The 17136-nt window shown below is 71.2% G+C and carries 16 protein-coding genes; 5 read left to right on the top strand and 11 right to left on the bottom strand.

Annotation, left to right across the window (positions count from 1 at the left end):
* Nucleotides 1–9 precede the first annotated feature (9 nt).
* Both NYZ98_RS35060 and NYZ98_RS35055 read left to right on the top strand, forming a co-directional pair.
* On the top strand, nt 10–792 hold the full coding sequence (locus NYZ98_RS35060) for an ABC transporter ATP-binding protein (RefSeq protein WP_262848395.1): 783 nt from the start codon (nt 10–12) through the stop codon (nt 790–792).
* A gap of 91 nt (nt 793–883) precedes the next feature.
* Complete coding sequence (locus NYZ98_RS35055) at nt 884–1888, top strand: methyltransferase (RefSeq protein WP_262848393.1); 1005 nt, start codon at nt 884–886, stop codon at nt 1886–1888.
* Nucleotides 1889–1928: 40 nt separating this feature from the next.
* Here the strand turns inward: NYZ98_RS35055 and NYZ98_RS35050 are convergent, their stop codons facing one another.
* The 6 genes from NYZ98_RS35050 to NYZ98_RS35025 all read right to left on the bottom strand — a co-directional run bounded on the left by NYZ98_RS35050 (nt 1929) and on the right by NYZ98_RS35025 (nt 9570).
* A complete protein-coding gene (locus NYZ98_RS35050; RefSeq protein ID WP_262848391.1) occupies nt 1929–2525 on the bottom strand; it encodes a GTP-binding protein in 597 nt (198 codons plus the stop codon).
* On the bottom strand, nt 2506–2967 hold the full coding sequence (locus NYZ98_RS35045) for a DUF742 domain-containing protein (protein ID WP_316249636.1): 462 nt from the start codon (nt 2965–2967) through the stop codon (nt 2506–2508). The genes NYZ98_RS35050 and NYZ98_RS35045 overlap by 20 nt, the downstream gene beginning before the upstream one ends.
* A 24-nt stretch (nt 2968–2991) precedes the next feature.
* The gene (locus NYZ98_RS35040) at nt 2992–3414 is read right to left on the bottom strand and encodes a roadblock/LC7 domain-containing protein (protein ID WP_262848389.1); all 423 of its coding nucleotides are present in this window, start codon (nt 3412–3414) and stop codon (nt 2992–2994) included.
* Entirely contained in the window at nt 3411–6611 is a 3201-nt protein-coding gene (locus NYZ98_RS35035) for a sensor histidine kinase (RefSeq protein WP_262848387.1), read from the bottom strand. The genes NYZ98_RS35040 and NYZ98_RS35035 overlap by 4 nt, the downstream gene beginning before the upstream one ends.
* A 257-nt stretch (nt 6612–6868) precedes the next feature.
* A complete protein-coding gene (locus NYZ98_RS35030; RefSeq protein WP_262848385.1) occupies nt 6869–8299 on the bottom strand; it encodes an aminobutyraldehyde dehydrogenase in 1431 nt (476 codons plus the stop codon).
* A complete protein-coding gene (locus NYZ98_RS35025; RefSeq protein ID WP_262848383.1) occupies nt 8296–9570 on the bottom strand; it encodes a glycosyltransferase in 1275 nt (424 codons plus the stop codon). The genes NYZ98_RS35030 and NYZ98_RS35025 overlap by 4 nt, the downstream gene beginning before the upstream one ends.
* 134 nt (nt 9571–9704) lie before the next feature.
* On the opposite strand from NYZ98_RS35025, the gene NYZ98_RS35020 reads away from it, so the two are divergent.
* Nucleotides 9705–10319: a TetR/AcrR family transcriptional regulator gene (locus NYZ98_RS35020; RefSeq protein WP_262848381.1), complete on the top strand. Its 615-nt coding sequence runs from the start codon at nt 9705–9707 to the stop codon at nt 10317–10319.
* A gap of 11 nt (nt 10320–10330) precedes the next feature.
* On the opposite strand, the gene NYZ98_RS35015 is transcribed toward NYZ98_RS35020, so the two are convergent.
* Genes NYZ98_RS35015 through NYZ98_RS35000 form a run of 4 tightly spaced genes read right to left on the bottom strand, consistent with a single transcriptional unit; the run spans nt 10331 to nt 14246 of the window.
* Complete coding sequence (locus NYZ98_RS35015) at nt 10331–11395, bottom strand: ABC transporter ATP-binding protein (protein WP_262848379.1); 1065 nt, start codon at nt 11393–11395, stop codon at nt 10331–10333.
* Nucleotides 11392–12165 (bottom strand): ABC transporter permease, encoded by a 774-nt coding sequence (locus tag NYZ98_RS35010; RefSeq protein ID WP_262848378.1) that lies wholly within the window; start codon nt 12163–12165, stop codon nt 11392–11394. The genes NYZ98_RS35015 and NYZ98_RS35010 overlap by 4 nt, the downstream gene beginning before the upstream one ends.
* The gene (locus NYZ98_RS35005) at nt 12158–13096 is read right to left on the bottom strand and encodes an ABC transporter permease (RefSeq protein WP_262848376.1); all 939 of its coding nucleotides are present in this window, start codon (nt 13094–13096) and stop codon (nt 12158–12160) included. Before NYZ98_RS35005 ends, NYZ98_RS35010 begins: the two co-directional genes overlap by 8 nt.
* 13 nt (nt 13097–13109) lie before the next feature.
* Entirely contained in the window at nt 13110–14246 is a 1137-nt protein-coding gene (locus tag NYZ98_RS35000; protein ID WP_262848374.1) for a polyamine ABC transporter substrate-binding protein, read from the bottom strand.
* A 223-nt stretch (nt 14247–14469) separates the two neighbouring features.
* Here NYZ98_RS35000 and NYZ98_RS34995 point away from each other — a divergent pair, with 223 nt between their 5' ends.
* Together NYZ98_RS34995 and NYZ98_RS34990 are read left to right on the top strand one after the other, a co-directional pair.
* Nucleotides 14470–15579: a hypothetical protein gene (locus NYZ98_RS34995; protein ID WP_262848372.1), complete on the top strand. Its 1110-nt coding sequence runs from the start codon at nt 14470–14472 to the stop codon at nt 15577–15579.
* On the top strand, nt 15576–16529 hold the full coding sequence (locus NYZ98_RS34990; RefSeq protein ID WP_262848370.1) for an SIS domain-containing protein: 954 nt from the start codon (nt 15576–15578) through the stop codon (nt 16527–16529). Before NYZ98_RS34995 ends, NYZ98_RS34990 begins: the two co-directional genes overlap by 4 nt.
* A gap of 36 nt (nt 16530–16565) precedes the next feature.
* Here NYZ98_RS34990 and NYZ98_RS34985 read toward each other — a convergent pair whose 3' ends face one another.
* Nucleotides 16566–17123, bottom strand: a complete 558-nt coding sequence (locus NYZ98_RS34985) for a GTP-binding protein (RefSeq protein ID WP_262848423.1) — start codon at nt 17121–17123, stop codon at nt 16566–16568.
* Nucleotides 17124–17136: the final 13 nt, after the last annotated feature.

Here is a 17136-nt window from a genome sequence, read left to right as displayed (position 1 = left end):
GGAAACATCGTGCTCGATGTCGTCAACCTGAGTCACACCTACGGGAAGGGCCCGAGCGCCCACCAGGCCCTCGGCGGGATCGACCTGAACGTCGCCGAGGGGGAGCTGGTGTGCGTCGTCGGCCCCTCCGGCTGCGGGAAGTCCACCCTGCTCCGCTCGATCGCCGGGCTCATAAAGCCGACGGCGGGCCAGATCCGCATCAGGGACGTCGCGGTCTCGGACACGCCCGGTGACCTGGCCGTGGTCTTCCAGGACTACAGCCGGTCGCTCTTCCCCTGGATGACCGTCGGCGACAACGTGGCCCTGCCGCTGCGCCGCCGCGGCGGGGACCGGGCGGCACGGCGCGCCGCGGCCGCGGACGCGCTGGAGGAGGTCGGGCTGGCCGCCGCCGCCACCAAGTACCCCTGGGAGCTGTCGGGCGGCATGCAGCAGCGCGTGGCCATCGCCCGCGCGCTCGCCTACCGGCCGTCCCTGCTGCTCATGGACGAGCCGTTCGGCTCGGTCGACGCCCAGACGCGCGAGGACCTGGAGGACCTCGTGCTGAAGGTGCGCGAGCTGCACCGCATGACGGTCCTGCTGATCACGCACGACATCGACGAGAGCGTGTACCTCGGCGACCGCGTGATCGTCCTGAAGAAGTCACCGGCCACCGTGGTCGGCGAGCTGTCGGTCAAGCTGCCGTTCCCCCGCGACCAGATCGCCACGCGGGAGCTCCCCGCGTTCGTGCACCTGCGCGCCGAGGTGGGCCGGCTGGTCCGCGGCAAGGACCCGTTCCGGCCCTTCCAGGCCTAGGCCTCGCCGGATCCCCTGTTCCAGGCCTGGCGACAGGTCTGTACGTCCCGGGAATGCCTCCGGGACCACACATCTCATGACTGGAGTGGAAATGACCGATCCCGGGACCGTCGTCTGGGACGTCCTCCGCGGTGGCTGGCGCGTGTCGGCCATGAAGACCATGGTCGACCTCAACTGTGCCGACCATCTGAGCGATGGGCCGCTGTCCGTCTCGGAGCTGGCCTCCCTTTGCGGCGCGCACGGCCCCTCATTGAACCGTGTGCTGCGCACCCTGGCCGGCATGGGGCTGGTGGAGTCGGTGGGCCAGGACACCTACAAGCTCACCGAGGCGGGCGCCATGCTCGTCACCGGCGCCCCCGGCTCGCTGCGCAGCGCCGTGATCGCCAACACCGACCCGACCATGTCGTACGCGATGACGGAGCTCTCCCAGACCGTGCGCACCGGGCGGTCGGCGTTCGTGGAACGCTACGGCATCCTGTACGACTACCTGTCGCACAACGCCGAGCTGGGGCGCACGTTCAACGACTTCATGACCAACCGCGCGATCCCCATGGCCGAGGGCGTCGCCGGGCTCTACGACTTCTCCTCGGTCTCGACCCTGATGGACGTGGGCGGCGGGCGCGGGCACATCCTGGCGGCGGCGCTGCGGGCCAACCCGCACCTGCGCGGCGTGCTGTTCGAGCTGGAGCACGTCCTGCCGGACGCGCGCGAGGCCTTCGAGTCCTGGGGGCTCGCCGACCGGTGCGAGTTCGTCTCGGGCGACTTCTTCTCGTCCATCCCGTCGGGCGCCGACGCCTACCTGATGGGCAGTGTGATCCACAACTGGGACGACACCGACGCGTCGCGCATCCTGCGGACCGCACGTGCGGCGATGGGCGAGAACGGGCGCCTGCTGCTCGTCGAGATCGTCGTGCCCGACGACGACACCCCGCACTTCGGCAAGGACCTGGACATGCGCATGCTCGGGCTGTTCGGCCAGGGCCGTGAGCGCAGCAGGTCCGAGCACACGGTGCTGATCGAGAAGGCGGGCATGTCGGTCACCGACGTGCTCCCGCTGCGCTTCAACGCCAGCCTCATCGAGGCGCGGCCCCGCTGACCTGGCGGGGAACCGCCGGAGCGGTTCCCGGCCCGGAGGCTCAGCGGCCTCCCCAGCCGGGAACCGCGACCCGCATCGTCAGGGCGTGCTCCACGAGCGCGATGAGGGTGGTCTTGACCGAGTCGCGCGAGCGGGCGTCGGTCCGCACCAGAGGGATGTGCGGGGCCAGGGTCAGCGCCTCGCGCACCTCCTCGTCGGCGTGGGCGTAGCGCCCGTCCCAGCCGTTGATGCCGACGACGAACGGGAGCTGCGCCTCCTCGAAGTAGTCGATCGCCGGGAAGCAGTCGGCGAGGCGGCGGGTGTCGACGAGCACCACGGCGCCGATGGCGCCGCGTACCAGGTCGTCCCACATGAACCAGAACCGGTGCTGGCCGGGCGTGCCGAACAGGTAGAGGATCAGGTCCTGGTCGAGCGACACGCGTCCGAAGTCCATCGCGACCGTGGTCGTCGTCTTGTGGGGGGTCAAGCCCAGATCGTCGATGCCGGCGCTGGCGTCGGTCATGACCGCCTCGGTGGTGAGGGGCACGATCTCCGACACCGCCCCCACGAAGGTCGTCTTGCCGACGCCGAACCCCCCCGCGACGACGATCTTCGTCGACGTCAGCGCCGCGCCGCGGCTAGAGCCTGCGAAGTCCACTGAGAACCCTTTCGAGCAAGTTGAGGTCCGGCTTACCCGTGTCCAATTGCGGGTGGTGCACCTGGACGAGACCCTCGGCCGCCATGTCGGCGATCACGATGCGGGCCACGCCCAGCGGCATGCGCAGCATCGCGGCGATCTCGGCGACCGACCGCACCGTGCGGCACAGCGAGCTGATCGCCTGCTTCTCCGGAGTGAGAGATGACAGATCCTGATGCGCCGATGAGGAGGAGGAGACGAGCGCCTCCATGGCGAGCGAGGTCCGGGGGGCGGTGCGCCCCCCGGTCATGGCGTACGGCCGGACCAGGGAACTCTGTTCCATCGGTTCGGGGATGGGCAGGGGGGCCGCCGCGCCGGAGAACCGGCGGGCGTCATCGATCGGCGGGTACGACGATCCGCCGCTCAGCGGGTCGCCGTCATCCGTCCAGCCGCGGCGTGCCACAGCGTCCTCCTGTCATCGGCCCTCTCACCTGGGTTGGGACGACTGGAGTTCGGCGCGGACGGCCGGTGTCAGTACCTGACCCGCGCGCTCGACCAACAACGTCATCTGGTACGCCACCAGGCCCATGTCGCAGTCGGCCGCGGCCAGGACCGCGAGGCAGGAACCGTCGCTGACCGACATGATCAGCAGCAGGCCGCGCTGCATCTCCACCACGGTCTGCGTGACCGCTCCACCCTCGAACACCCGGGACGCACCCTGGGTCAGGCTGATCAGACCCGCGGCCACCGCCGCGAGCTGGTCGGCCCGGTCCTTGGGGAACCCCTCCGAGAAGGCCAGAGGCAACCCGTCGGCCGAGACAACGACGGTGTGAGCGACGCCAGGGACGTTGTTCACGAAGTCGGTGATCAGCCAGTTGACTCCACGGGCGGCCTGGCTCAGCTCCCTCACGAGTCCTCCTTGTTACGTTCGACGTTGCCGTTGGGGTAAAGATCGTCGCTCGTTTCGCCCCGGGCGGCGGCCCGGCCCTTGCGCACGCCCTGCTGGTAGCTCGCCAGCCTGCTGCGCACACGGTCGGGGGACAGCGACGGCGCCGGTGAGAAGACCGACGGTCCCGGGTCGGCCGACCCGGGCACGAGGTTGGCCTTGGGCACCCGCTTGGGGAGCCCCGACTGGGTGATCCCGCCGAGGGAGGGGTCGCTCGCCGCCTGGGCGGCCTGCCAGCCCGCGTCTCCCGGGGACGACCACGCCCTGGCCTCCGCCGGGGGTTCCATGACGACGGCCGGCTCGGGCGCCGGCTCGGGCGTCCGCGAGGGGAACTCCACCATGTCCTCCTGCCAGGGCACTTCGGGCCGGTCCTGCGGTGGTTCGGCGTCCGAGCGCCGGAACCAGTCGGACTCGACGGCGGCGAAGATCGGCAGGAACTCGTCCGCCCCGTCGAGGGACGAGCTTTGGACGACCGGCAGCGGGCCGGTGTGGTCCATGTCGGGCACCGCGCCGAACGAGCGGCCCCGCCGGTCGGCGGGCCCTGTCCTCGGGCCGTTGGGGCCGGTCCTCGGCCCGTTGGGCCCGCCGCCCGTCACGGGCCCGGCCTGCCCGCCGGTGACCGGCCCGTTGGGCCCGCCGCTCAGCGGGCCGGTGTACCCGCCGCTGAGCGGCCCGGTCATCCCGCTGCCCGCAGGGGGGATCGCCGGCCACGAGGCGGTGTCCTGGTCGGCCGGGTCGGACGCCCAGGAGGAGGTGCTGCCGGGGGTCGGCGTGTCGGAGGGCCACGGGGTGTCCAGCGGCGGGTTGGGGTTGAAGTAGCGGTCGAACGGGTCCTGCTCGGCCGCGTCGTCCCGCTCGAACGGCCCGCGCTCGGCGGCCGGCGGGCTCTCGAACGGGTCGCGCCGCGCCGGGCGCTCGAAGGGGTCGCGGGGGGCGGCCGGCGAGCGCTCGAACGGGTCGCGTTCGAACGGCCCGCGCTCGAAGGGCCCGCGGTTGGCCGGGCCGGCGGCGGCGCCGACCCCGGGCTCGTCGGCTCCATAGACCGGGGCGCGCATGCCGTTCGGCGCGGGGGCGTCGAACCCGGTCGCGGGGGTGAAGGCGGCCGGGTCGTACGCCGGGGCCTGGGGCGGCGCGCCGAACTGGGCGGCGCCCGCCATCGGGCCGGTGGCCTCCATGGGCATCCCGCCGTACTGCGGGGTGCCGGGCGCCGACAGCAGCGTCTCGGGCAGCATCACCATGGCGGTGAGGCCGCCGCCGTCCTGCTGGCGGAGCTGCACGCGGATGCTGTGGCGCAGCGCCAGGCGGCCGACCACGAACAGGCCCATGCGGCGCGACACCGCGACGTCCACGACCGGCGGGTTGGCCAGGCGCCAGTTGGACTCGGCCAGCTCGTCGGCGGTCATGCCGATGCCGCTGTCGCTGACCGAGATCATCACGCCGCCGCCGTCGATGCGGTTGCTGGACACCACGACCTTGGTCTCGCGCGGCGAGAAGGAGATGGAGTTCTCCACCAGCTCGGCGACCAGGTGGACGACGTCGTTGACGGCCTGGCCGACCACGGCCATGCCGGACTGCACGCGGACGTCGACCCGCTCGTAGTTCTCCACCTCCGACAGCGAGGCGCGGACGATGTCGACGATCGGGACCGGCTGGCTCCACCGGCGCGCGGTCTCCTGACCGGCGAGGACCAGGAGGTTCTCGCTGTTGCGGCGCATGCGGGTGGCCAGGTGGTCGAGCTTGAACAGGTTGCCGAGCCGGTTCTCGTCCTGCTCGCCCTGCTCCAGCCCGTCGATGAGGCTGAGCTGGCGTTCGACCAGGGTCTGGCTGCGCCGGGAGAGGTTGACGAACATCGAGTTGACGTTGCTGCGCAGCCGGGCCTCGTCGCCGGCCAGCCGGATCGCCTCGCGGTGGACCTCGTCGAAGGCGCGGGCCACTTCTCCCATCTCGTCCCTGGAGGTGACCCCGATGGGGATGACCTCGGCCGTCGGGGAGGAGTCTGTGCTCTCCCTGAGCCGCTGGACGGTCTCGGGGAGGCGGACGCCGGCGATCTCCAGTGCCTCCGAGCGCAGGCGGCGCAGCGGCCGGGTCAGTGAGCTCGCGACCACGGCGGTGATGATGAGGACCAGCAGCAGCAGGACCAGGATCAGCGCGCCGGAGATCATGGCCTGGCGCTGGGCCTCTTCCTGGAGGCCCTGGCTCTGCTGGACGACCGAGCCGACCAGCCGTTCCTCGACCTTGCGCATGCGGTCGGCGACGGCGGTGGTGGAGTTGTACCAGATGGTGGTGTCGTCGCGGCGGATCGGGTCGAGGTCCTGGATCTCCTTGAACTGGCGGAGCTGTGCGAGCGCGAGCGCGCGCATCCAGTCGGCCTTGTCGACCTGCTGGCCGCGGACGTTGTCGTTGTAGTACTTGACGTCGGCGGGCGCCGCCTCGGCGAGGAAGGTGGCGGTCTCGCTCTGCTGGCGGCTCCAGGAGCCGGGGAAGTCCACGAAGTCGTCGTAGTCGAAGCCGCCGCCGGGCTTGCCGAGGGTGGCCAGGCCCACGGTCATGAGGCCGCGCTGGCGCGAGACCTCCTCCTTGGCGCGGCCGAGCGCGCCGAGCGCGATGCTGTCACCGAACAGCCGCTGGTCGTTGCCGGAGGTGCCGAGCTCGCTCTGCATGGAGCCGAGGACGGTGATGAGCTTGGAGTACATGCCGAGCGCGGCCCGGGAGGGCACGCTGGGCTCGGCGATTCGGGTGCGCAGGCCGGGCAGGCCCTCCAGCCAGAGGCGGATCTGCTCGGCCTCGGAGCGCACACGCGCGGTGTGGGAGGGGTCGAGGTTGGACACGCCGGACAGGACGGGCTCCCTGGCCCGGTCAACACTGTCCTGCTGGGTCCGCACCCTCTTGAACCGCGCCTGGCGCCGCCCGTCGGCGATGTACCAGGCCATCAGGTCGCGTTCCTTGTCCACCTCGTGGATCAGGACGTCGATCTTCTGGACCAGCGCGGCCACCTCGGTCAGGCGCCGGTAGTCCGAGGAGGTGGCGATCGCGTTGGTGAGCTGCACGGCGCCGAGGATGACGCCGACGATGGTGGGGATGATGATGAGGGCCACGAGCCGTGACCGGACGCGCCAGTTCTGGAGGCGGAGCCAGCTTCCGCTCTTCGGGGCTCGCGCCATGGACGGCCCGGACCGCTCCACACGGTTTCCACGACCCGGGTTACCCCGAGGGTCTTCTGTCCTCACTGGTTTCGCAACCTCTCACGAGCCTGGCGTGCAGGGGGGTACGTCACGCGCGAGGCGCATGAGACGTCCGAGACATCCATCAGGCGAGGGTAATTGGAGCACACCCGTACCAGATCGGCCAACAGCACATTCTGCAACAAAAACACCAAACATTAAGAGAAGGGGATAAATCCCCCTTCTCGCTTCCGTAACTATGCGGGGCGGAAACTGTCACGATCCTCGGACGCGGCATGTTTGATCATCAAATGCCTGGTCACCGAGTACTCCTGGACCGCCTCCTGGCTCATGTCCTTGCCGAACCCACTGCCCTTGACCCCGCCGTGCGGCGCCTCGGACGCGATCGGCAGGTGGTCGTTCACCCAGGTGACTCCCACGTCCAGACGATGGGCCACCCGGAGCGCCCGCGCGACGTCCGAAGACCATACCGAGGACGCGAGCCCGTAGGGGGTGTCGTTGGCGAACCGGACCGCCTCGTCCTCGCCGGAGAAGGGCACCACGACGAGCACCGGACCGAAAACCTCGCCCTGGACGAGCTCGCCGTCCTGGGCCGCGCCGGTGATCAGCGTGGGCGGATAGAAGAATCCGGGGCCCTCCGGGACAATTCCGCCGCACACGATCTGGGCGCCCGCGGCGGCGGCGCGCTCCACGAACCCGTGGACGCGCGCCCGGTGGGCGCCGGAGATCAGCGGTCCGATGTCGGTCGCCGGGTCCCAGGGGTCCCCCGCGCGCACGGCCTCCAGCGTCGCCCTCAGCGCCTCCACCGTCTCGCCGAACACCCCGCGCTCGGCGTACACCCGCGTCGCGGCCGTGCAGTCCTGGCCGGTGTTGTAGGTGGCGCCCATGGCGACACCCCGTGCCATGGCGGCCAGGTCGGCGTCGGCGAACACCAGCGCGGGCGCCTTGCCGCCCAGCTCCAGGTGCACGCGCTTCAGCCCCGGACGCGGATCACCCGGGTCGCCGGCCGCGCGCCGCATCACGGCGCGGCCGGTCGCCGTCGAGCCCGTCACGCTGACCATGTCGACGCCGGGGTCGCCGACCAGGGCGTCGCCCACCTCGGCGTCCCCGGTCACCACGCGGACCAGCCCCTCGGGGAAGCCCGCCTTGGCGGCCAGCTCGGCCAGCCGCAGGGTGGTGCCCGGCGTCTGCGGGGCGGGCTTGATGACGGCGGCGTTCCCGGCGGCCAGCGCCGGGCCGAGCTTCCACACCGCCATGACCAGCGGGAAGTTCCACGGCGCGATGGAGGCCACCACGCCGATCGGCCGGCGCACCAGCACCGAGGTGTACCCCGCACTAAGGATCCCCGCGCCCGTCCCCTCCAGGGAACGCGCGGCGCCGGCGAAGAACCGCAGGTTGTCCACGGCGAACGGCAGCTCGCCGTCGCGGAACACCGTGGCGGGCTTGCCGGTCTCGGCCACCTCCAGGCGGGTCAGCTCGTCGGCGTCGGCCTCGACCAGGTCGGCCAGGCGCAGCAGCGCGCGCGAGCGTTCCGCCGGCGTGGCCGCCGACCAATGCTCGAAGGCCGCGCGCGCCTGCCGCACGGCCGCCGCGACCTCGGCGAGCGGGGTGTCGGGGACCCCGCCCAGCCGCTCGCCGGTGGCCGGGTTCACCGGGAACCTGGTCATGGTGTGGTCGCCGTCCTCTCGATCAGGTCGGCGGCCTTGCGCAGGCCGTCGCGGCGGCGGATCTCCTCGCCGGCCTCGGCCAGGCGCGCGCGCAGTCCGGTGTCGCCGATCAGCCGGTCCAGCGCGCCGGTGAGCTCCTCGTCGGCGAAGGCGTACGTCGACAGGCGCACGCCGTACCCCAGCTCGTCGATCCGCTGGGCGTTGTCGTACTGGTCCCAGAACAGCGGCAGCAGGATCATCGGCTTGCCGAAGTGCAGTGCCTCGGTCGTGGTGTTGTTGCCGCCGTGCGTGATGACCACGTCGACCAGCGGGATGATCTTCGTCTGCGGGACGAACTCCGCGCCCCACATGTTGTCCGCCAGCTTGATCTCGTCGTGCAGCGGGCCCTTGGACACGATGAAGCGGTGCGGCGTGGTGCCGAGCACGTCGATCACCCGCTGCATCAGGCCGACGTCGGCCGAGCCGAGCGAGCCGAGGGAGAAGTAGACCAGGGCGCCCTCGCGGGCGGCCAGCGACGCCGGGAGCTCGAAGGACTCGTCGGTCTCGCGCACCGAAGAGTCCAGCCGGTGCCAGGACTCCCCGAGCGGCCGGTCATCGGTGTAGTCGGCGATCTCGGGGAACACGTACAGGTTCAGGTCGCCCTCGTGGATGAACTCCAGCTCGGGCAGCGCGGGCGCGCCCTGCTCGACGACCCAGGCGTTGAACGCCGCCCAGATGTCGCGGTGGGTGCGGTCGTACTCCGCGCGGAAGGCGTCCCACTCGCCACGGTCGGCGGCCGGGAGCCCGCTGAACACCGGCGCGACGCCGTCGCCCTTCACCTCAAGGGGGTTGCACGAGACGATGCGCACGAACGGCTTGCCCGCGGTGAGCAGCGCGGGGAAGGTGATCACGTTGTCCTCGACGATGACGTCGGGGTCCACCCGCTCGATGATCGCCCTGAGCTGCGGCTCGCAGTACTTGGTCCCGTCGATCAGCGCGTCCCAGATCGGCTTGGTGACGGTCTCGAGCTGGGTGAAGGTGGACTTGCGGTACTCCGGTGCGGTGTCACGGATGAAGTCCTTCCAGAACTGGCCCGCGTCCTGCTCCTCCTCCGCCGGCGGGGCGAGGTCGACCAGGTCCTCCTCGAAGCCCAGCGCCGTCAGCTTGCCCTTCCACGACGCCTCGGCGGCGAACACCACGCGGTGGCCCCGGCGGCGCAGGATGTCGCCGATGCCGACGCAGTTGTTCGTCGGCCCGTAAGCGCTCTCCGGCATGAACAGGATGGTGGCCATCAATACTCCATCGAAGTTGAAGAACGATTCAAATACACAGGGGCGGGGTACGGCCATAACCACGTATGTATGGCCGACGGCAGATGGGTCGCTTTAGACTCCATCTTCAACAACGGGGCACAGGGGGGACTGTCATGAGCGCGCGCAAGAGCCGGGCGGATCGGCGGGTCGACCTCATCGAGGCCGCACGGCGCGCGATCCTCCGCCACGGCACCCAGGGCGTGCATCTCAACCACGTCGCCGAGGAGGCCGGGCTGACCTCCGGCGCGGTGCTCTACCACTACCCCGACCTGAGCGAGCTGCTCGTCGAGGCGCACCACGCCGGGATGGAGCGGTTCTACGAGCAGCGCCTGAAGCGGGTCGCGCGGCTCAGCGACCCGGCCGAGAAGCTCGTGGTCACCATCCGCTCGGGGCTGCCGGTCGGCCCCGACGACCCGGGCGTGCGGCTGCTCAACGAGCTCGGCGGCGCGGCGGCGCGCAACCGGGTGTACGCGGTGCTGCTCACCACGCTCTACGACCGGCAGGTCGCGATGTACCAGTCCATCCTGGACATGGGCGCGGCGCTCGGGGTGTTCGCGCTCACCGAGGACCCGGTGGTGATCTCCCGCAACCTGGTCGCGCTTGAGGACGCCTACGGGTACCGCATCACGGCGCGCCACCCGGTGATCGGCCCCGACGAGGCGGCGGAGCTGATCCTCAGCTACGCGCGCACCGTCACCGGCCACGCGCTGGCGGCCGTCGCCCACTGATCGCACGGCCGTCACCGGGCGATCAGCACGGCGTCGGCCGCCGTCCAGCCGAGCCCGACCTCCGCGCCCGCCCGCAGGCGGGCCGGCCCCTGGGCGGCGACCAGGATCGGGCGGTCGTGGCCGGCCACGCGGACCGCGATGTGGGACACGCCTCCGTAGAAGCTCACGTCGGCGACGACGCCGCGCAGGATCCCGGTCTCGCCGAGGCGCACCGACTCCGGCCGCACGCCGAGCAGCGCGGGCGCCCCCGCGGGCAGGCCCCCCGCCGCGGGCAGCGTCCCGAGGGCGGGCACCGACAGGCCGCCGCCCGAGGCGGTCCCCTCGAACAGGTTGTTGGCCCCGATGAAGCCGGCGACGAACGGCGTGCCGGGCCGCTCGTACAGCCGCACGGGCGCGTCGACCTGCTGGACCCGGCCGGCGTCCAGGACGGCGATGCGGTCGGCCAGCGACATCGCCTCCTCCTGGTCGTGGGTGACCACGACGAAGGTGATGCCGACCTCGTGCTGCAGGCGCTTCAGTTCGAGCTGCATCTCGGCGCGGACCTTCTTGTCCAGCGCGGACAGCGGTTCGTCCAGCAGCAGCAGCCGGGGCCGCTTCACGATCGCCCGCGCCAGCGCGACCCGCTGCCGCTGCCCGCCCGAGAGCTGGTGGGGCCGGCGGGCGGACTGCTCGGCCAGGCCCACGGTCGCGAGCACCTCCTCGACCCGGTCCCTGACCTCGGCGCGGGGCACCCTCTCGCGCTCCAGCCCGTAGGCGACGTTCCTGGCCACCGACATGTGCGGGAACAGCGCGTAGGACTGGAACATCAGGTTGACCGGGCGCCGGTGCGCGGGCCGTGACAGCAGGTCGGCCCCGTCGAGGGTGACGGTACCGGCGTCGGGCTCCTCGAACCCGGCGAGGATGCGCAGCAGGGTCGTCTTGCCGCAGCCGCTCGGCCCGAGCAGGGCGAAGAACTCACCCTGGCGGATGTCCAGGGTGACGTCGTCCAGCGCGACGACGTCGCCGAACCGCCGGGAGACGCCCTCGATGCCCACCAGCGTCTGCGGCACGGCGGGCGCCTCGGGAAGAGCACTCATGTCAGGGTCTCCGTCAGTCGGGTCATCCGCTGGGCGACGATGATCACGGTGAAGCTCACCGCGAGCAGGATCGTGGCCAGCGCGTTGATCTCGGGGGTGACCCCGAAACGCACCATCGAGTAGATGACGATGGGCAGCGTCGGCTCGGTCGGGGCCGCGGTGAAGAACGCGATCACGAACTCGTCCAGGGACAGCGTGAACGCCAGCAGCGCCCCCGCGGCGATCCCGGGGGCCAGGGTCGGCAGCGTGATCCGGGTGAACGTCGCCAGCGGCGAGGCGCCGAGGTCGCGGGACGCCTCCTCCAGCGAGGTGTCGGCGTGGGTCAGCCGGGTGCGCACGACGGCGGCGACGAACGCCATGCCGAAGACCGTGTGGGCCAGGATCACCGAGTGCAGGCCGAGGGTCATCTTGATCGTGGCGTAGAAGACCAGCAGGCCGAGCCCGACGACCAGGTCCGGCAGGACGGCGGGCAGCAGGCCGAGCGCGTCCAGCAGCCGCGAGCGGCTGTGGCGGGCCATGCCCACGGCCAGCAGCGTGCCGAGCACGGTGGACAGCACGGTGGCCCCCGCCGCGACGATCAGCGTGTTGACCAGGCCGTTCCTGACGGTGTCGTCGCCCGCGAGCTCGGCGTACCACTTCAGGCTGAAGCCCTCGTAGACGTACGGCGACTTGCCGGCGTTGAACGACATCACGACGAGCACGATGATCGGCGTGTAGAGGAAGACGTAGGTGGCCCAGAAGGGCACGTAGATCAGGCGCCCCCTAGGCACGACGGCCCTCCGTCCCGCCGTACGCGCGTGACGCCCAGGCCTGCAGGAACAGCAGGACGATCAGCACGGCGATCACCGCGAGCGCCAGGGTGGAGCCGAACGGCCAGTCGCGCGCCTTGAGGAACTGGTCCCTGATCAGGTTGCCCGCCATGATCGAACGGCCGCCGCCGAGGATCTCGGGGATCACGAAGTTGCCGAGGCAGGGCACGAAGACGAACACGCAGCCGGTGAGGACCCCGGGCACGGTCAGCGGGAGCGTCACCGAGGCGAACGTGCGCGCCGGGCGCGCCCCCAGGTTGGCCGAGGCCTCGCGCAGTTGCGGGTCGAGCCGCTCGATCGCGGCGTACAGCGGAAGGATCATGAGAGGGAGGTAGGAGTAGAGCAGTCCGGTGACGATCGTGCCCTCGTTGTAGAGGAACTGGATCGGCTTGTCGATCAGGCCGACGCCGGTGAGGGTCTCGTTCACCAGGCCGGGCCCGCTGAGCAGGATGACCCAGGCGTAGACCCGGATCAGGAAGTTGGTCCAGAACGGCAGGACGACCGCGATCAGCGCGATCGTCTTCCACCTGCGGGGCAGCCGGGCGATCACGTACGCGGTGGGGTAGCCGACCAGCAGGGCGATCAGGGTCGTCACCGCGGCGGTCCGCACCGAGCTCAGCACGATGTCGAAGTAGAGCGGGTCGAACAGGCGGCCGAAGTTCTCCGCCGTCGCCTCGTACACCACCCCGCCGAACCGCCCGCGCCGGAAGATCGTGTAGCTCATCATCAGGGCGAGCGGGACGAGCAGGAAGACGATCAGGAAGCCGAGCCCGGGGCCGAGGAACACCAGGCGGGCGGCCAGCGGCCGGAGTGCGCGGGACCGGCGCGACGGCCGGCCCGTTGAGGGGCCGGCCACCGCGCCGGGTGGTGCGATGTCGTGCTTGGTAGACAAGTCCGAACCGTCGCTACTGCTGGGCCGAGATCTCGGTGGCCAGACGGGTGTACTTGGCCGACGCCTCGCCCAGGTCGATGATGGACTCGCCCTTGAGCAGCTCCGCCGGGGTCATCTTCAGCGGCGCGTTCTTCTCCAGGAGTTCCTTGTCGTTCTGGGCGACCAGGTCCATGGCGGCCTTGTTCGGCACCTTGTACAGGATGTTCTCCGCCACCCAGCTGTGCACGGCCGGGTCGAGGATGAAGTTGATGAACGCGTGGGCGGCCTCCTTGTTCTTGGAGGTCTTCATGATCACCATGGTGTCCGACCAGAGGTCGCTGCCCTCCTTGGGCACCATGAACTTGATCTTCGGGTTGGTGGTCGGGCACCAGCCGTCCCACGCCTCGACCATCGCGGCCTCACCCTTCTCCAGCTTGGCGCCGAAGGTGGTGTCGTCGTAGAGCATGCCCCACTGCTTGGCCTTGAGCAGCGACTCCTTGACCTGCGCGAGCTGCTTGTCGTCGGTGGTGTTGATCGAGTAGTTCAGTGCCTTGAGCGCCGGCAGGGCCAGCCAGCGCTCGGTGGTCATCATCGTGACCTTGCCCTTGAGGTCGTCGGGCGGGGTCAAAATATCGTTCCAACTCGTCGGCGGGGCCTTCACGAGGTCAGTGCGATAGCAGATGCCCGTCGTGCCCCAGGTGTAGGGCACCGAGAACTTGTTGCCCTTGTCGAAGGAGAGCTGCGAGGCCTCGGGGTAGAGGTTGGCGAGGTTCGGGATGAGCTCGGGGTGCAGCGGCTCCAGCAGCCCCTGCTCGTTGAGCGCCTGGGCGTACTGGCCCGAGACGAACGCCACGTCGATGCCGCTGTCGGTGTTGGTGGCGACGCGGGCCATCGCGGCCTCGTTGGTGTCGTGAATGGCGATCTTCACGTCGAAGCCCAGCTTGCTCTTGACCCGCTGGGGCAGGTCCTTGGGGCTGTAGCCGTCCCAGATCGTGATGTCGAGCGACTGCTTGGTCAAGTCGGCGTTCGGGTTGAGCTGGTCGGTCGCCGCGCTGGGCGCCGCACCGTCCGCGCTCGTCGAGTCGCTGCCGCCACACGCCGCTAGGGCAAGCACAAGACCGGCGGCGATGGCCGCTGCCGGAAGACGACGGGTGTACCGGGTTCGGGACACGGCCGCTACTCCTTAGGGTTCTGAAGATTTTTTGGAACGGAAAAGACCGCGGTGCCTGACCTTCGCACGGCAGACCAAAGCAGGAGTGTTGCAGCACATATCAACATGAGCAAGACTTTGCCGGACATTGTTAGCTCGTAGTTTGGTTGTCGAGTTGAATCCGAGTTCAACAGATCCTGACCGGCCGCCGTCGCCGAGGTTACCGCCGGTCGCCGGCGACGGTGTGACCTCGCTGCTGGTCGGCGCCCTGTCCCGGGGCGAGGACGTGCCGGGGGGCTACGCGGTCCAGCGGTTCCACCCCCTGCCCGCCGTCCGGGACGACGCGGCGGAACGCGGCTTCGACGTCGACCAGACCAACCGCTCGGTCGTCGTGGACGAGCGGGTCGTGGTCAAGTGGCTCACCCCGCCCCTGCCGCTCCCCCAGCCCGCCCCCGAGGTGTACGCCCACCTGTCGGCCGTCGGGTTCACCGAGACCGCCCGGCCCTACGCCGCGCTGTCGGCGCGCTCCCCCGGCGGCGCGCCCGCGCTGGTCGCCCTGGTCACCGCCTACCTGCCGGACGCCAAGGACGGCTGGGAGTGGTGCGTTGACGAGGCGGCGGCCGGGCGCACCGCCTTCGCCGCGGACCTCGGACGGCTCGCGGCCGACCTGCACGCGGCGATGGCCACCCCCTCGCCCGCCCTGCCGGAACCCGTGCGGACCGCGCGCCCGGACGGCGCGTGGCGGACGCGGGCCGAGGGGGCGCTGCGCGAGGCACTGGAGCTGACCGGCGGCGAGGACGGCACCTGGCTGGCCGGGCACGCCGACGCGCTGGGCCGGGAGATCGAGCCGCTCGCCCGGGTCGGCGCGACCCCGCTGATCCGCATCCACGGCGACTTGCACGTCGGCCAGACGCTCCGCTGGCGCGACGGCTACGCCGTGATCGACTTCGACGGCAACCCCACCGTCGCCGAGACCGACCTGTTCCAGCCGGCGGCCCGCGACCTCGCGCAGCTCGGCACGAGCCTCGAACACGTCGCCCAGGTGGCGGTCAGACGCCGGGGGACCGCCCCCGGCCCGGCCGCCCGGTGGGCCTCCTCCTCGCGCGGCGTCCTGTTCTCGGCGTACCGCGAACGCCTCGACGCGCGCGGCATGCGCGCGCTGCTTGACGACGCGCTGCTCGCGCCGTTCGAGATCGAGCAGGAGTGCCGCGAACTGATCTACGCGGCCGGCCACCTGCCCCGGTGGCGGTACGCCCCCATGGGCGTCCTGCGCGCCCGGTTCCCCGGCGCCGAGGGGTCACCGGCCGCTGAGCCCGGCGCCGGGGGGCGCCCGTCCGCTGAGGAGACCCGATGAACACCGAGCTGTACCTCGCCGACCTGGAAGCCAAGCCCGCCGCGCTCGACGCGCTGGCCGGATCGCTCGCGCGCGACCCGTTCGCCGGGCTGCCGTCCGGCCTCCGTCGGGTGGTCCTCCTCGGCATGGGCAGTTCCCGTTACGCGGCCGGCGTGGCCGCGCTGCGGCTGCGGGCGGCGGGGATCGACGCCGTCGCCGAGTACGGCTCGGCGGCGATCGGGTACCCGCCCGGCGCGGACACGCTGGCCGTCGCGATCTCGGCCACCGGCGGCAGCCGCGAGACCCTGGACGCGCTGGCGCGTCACCGGGGCCGGTCGGTCACGCTGGCCCTGACCAACGTCCCCGGCTCCCCGGTCACCGAGGGGGCCGACCTGGTCGTGCCGATGCTGGCGGGCGAGGAACGCGGCGGTGTGTCGTGCCGCACCTTCCAGCACACGCTCGCCCTGCTGCTGGCCCTCACCGACCGGCTCACCGGCGCCCGCCGGGACGTGGCCGACCTGGTGCGCCGGGCCGCCGGCGCCACCGCGGATTTGCTGGACCGCCGGGGGACCTGGCTCGACGACGCGCTGCACCTGCTCGACGGGCCGCACGGGGTGTACACGATCGCGCCGGCCGAACGGCTGTCGTCGGCCGAGCAGTCGTCGCTGATGTTCCGCGAGGGCCCGCGAAGGCCGGCGGACGCGTGCGAGACCGGAGACTGGGCGCACGTGGACGTGTACCTCACCAAGACCCTCGACTACCGGGCGATCCTGTTCCCCGGCTCCCGCTACGACGAGCAGGCCATGGACTGGGTGCGGCGGCGGGGGTCGGCCGTGCTGGCGGTGGGCGGCGAGATCGAGGGCGCCCGTCCGGTCAGGTACGCGGGCGACGATGACCCGGAGGTGGCGCTGCTCACCGAGACCCTGGTGGCGGAGCTGGTCGCCGGAACGTGGTGGGCCGGGGGCCGCTGACCGGCCGGCACGGCGGGCGCCGTACCGGACCGGCCGTCAGCTCATGTGGCCGTAGGCCGACCTGAGCGTCAGGACGTACTCCACAAGCGTGATGAGCGTGGACTTGACGGCGTCCCTGGACCGCGCGTCGGTGCGCACGATCGGGATGTGCGGCGCCAGCGTGAGCGCCTCACGGACCTCCTGCTCGACGTGCGGGTAGTGCCCGTCCCACCCGTTGATGCCGACCACGAACGGGAGCTGGGCCTCCTCGAAGTAGTCGATCGCCGGGAAGCAGTCGGCCAGCCGGCGCGTGTCGACCAGGACGACCGCCCCGATCGCGCCGCGCACCAGGTCGTCCCACATGAACCAGAAGCGGTGCTGCCCGGGGGTGCCGAACAGGTAGAGGATCAGATCCTGGTCCAGCGAGAGCCGGCCGAAGTCCATCGCCACCGTGGTCGTGGTCTTGTGCGGGGTCAGACCGAGGTCGTCGATGCCCGCGCTCGCGTCGGTCATGACCGCTTCGGTGGTCAGCGGGAGGATCTCCGACACCGCCCCAACGAAGGTGGTCTTGCCGACGCCGAAGCCGCCCGCGACGACGATCTTCGTCGACGTCAGCGAGCCGCCACGG

Origin of the sequence: Sphaerisporangium corydalis (assembly GCF_025506355.1) — a bacterium.
Taxonomy (GTDB): domain Bacteria; phylum Actinomycetota; class Actinomycetes; order Streptosporangiales; family Streptosporangiaceae; genus Sphaerisporangium; species Sphaerisporangium corydalis.
Note: the sequence above shows the minus strand (reverse complement) of the source record. Positions and strands in the feature narration are given on the sequence as shown.

Coding starts and splice junctions, on each gene's coding strand:
- NYZ98_RS35055 (WP_262848393.1), top strand. CDS start 884: ATGACCGATCCCGGGACCGTCGTCTGGGACGTCCTCCGCGGTGGCTGG.
- NYZ98_RS34990 (WP_262848370.1), top strand. CDS start 15,576: ATGAACACCGAGCTGTACCTCGCCGACCTGGAAGCCAAGCCCGCCGCG.
- NYZ98_RS35030 (WP_262848385.1), bottom strand. CDS start 8,299: ATGACCAGGTTCCCGGTGAACCCGGCCACCGGCGAGCGGCTGGGCGGG.
- NYZ98_RS35025 (WP_262848383.1), bottom strand. CDS start 9,570: ATGGCCACCATCCTGTTCATGCCGGAGAGCGCTTACGGGCCGACGAAC.
- NYZ98_RS35015 (WP_262848379.1), bottom strand. CDS start 11,395: ATGAGTGCTCTTCCCGAGGCGCCCGCCGTGCCGCAGACGCTGGTGGGC.
- NYZ98_RS35020 (WP_262848381.1), top strand. CDS start 9,705: ATGAGCGCGCGCAAGAGCCGGGCGGATCGGCGGGTCGACCTCATCGAG.
- NYZ98_RS35035 (WP_262848387.1), bottom strand. CDS start 6,611: ATGGCGCGAGCCCCGAAGAGCGGAAGCTGGCTCCGCCTCCAGAACTGG.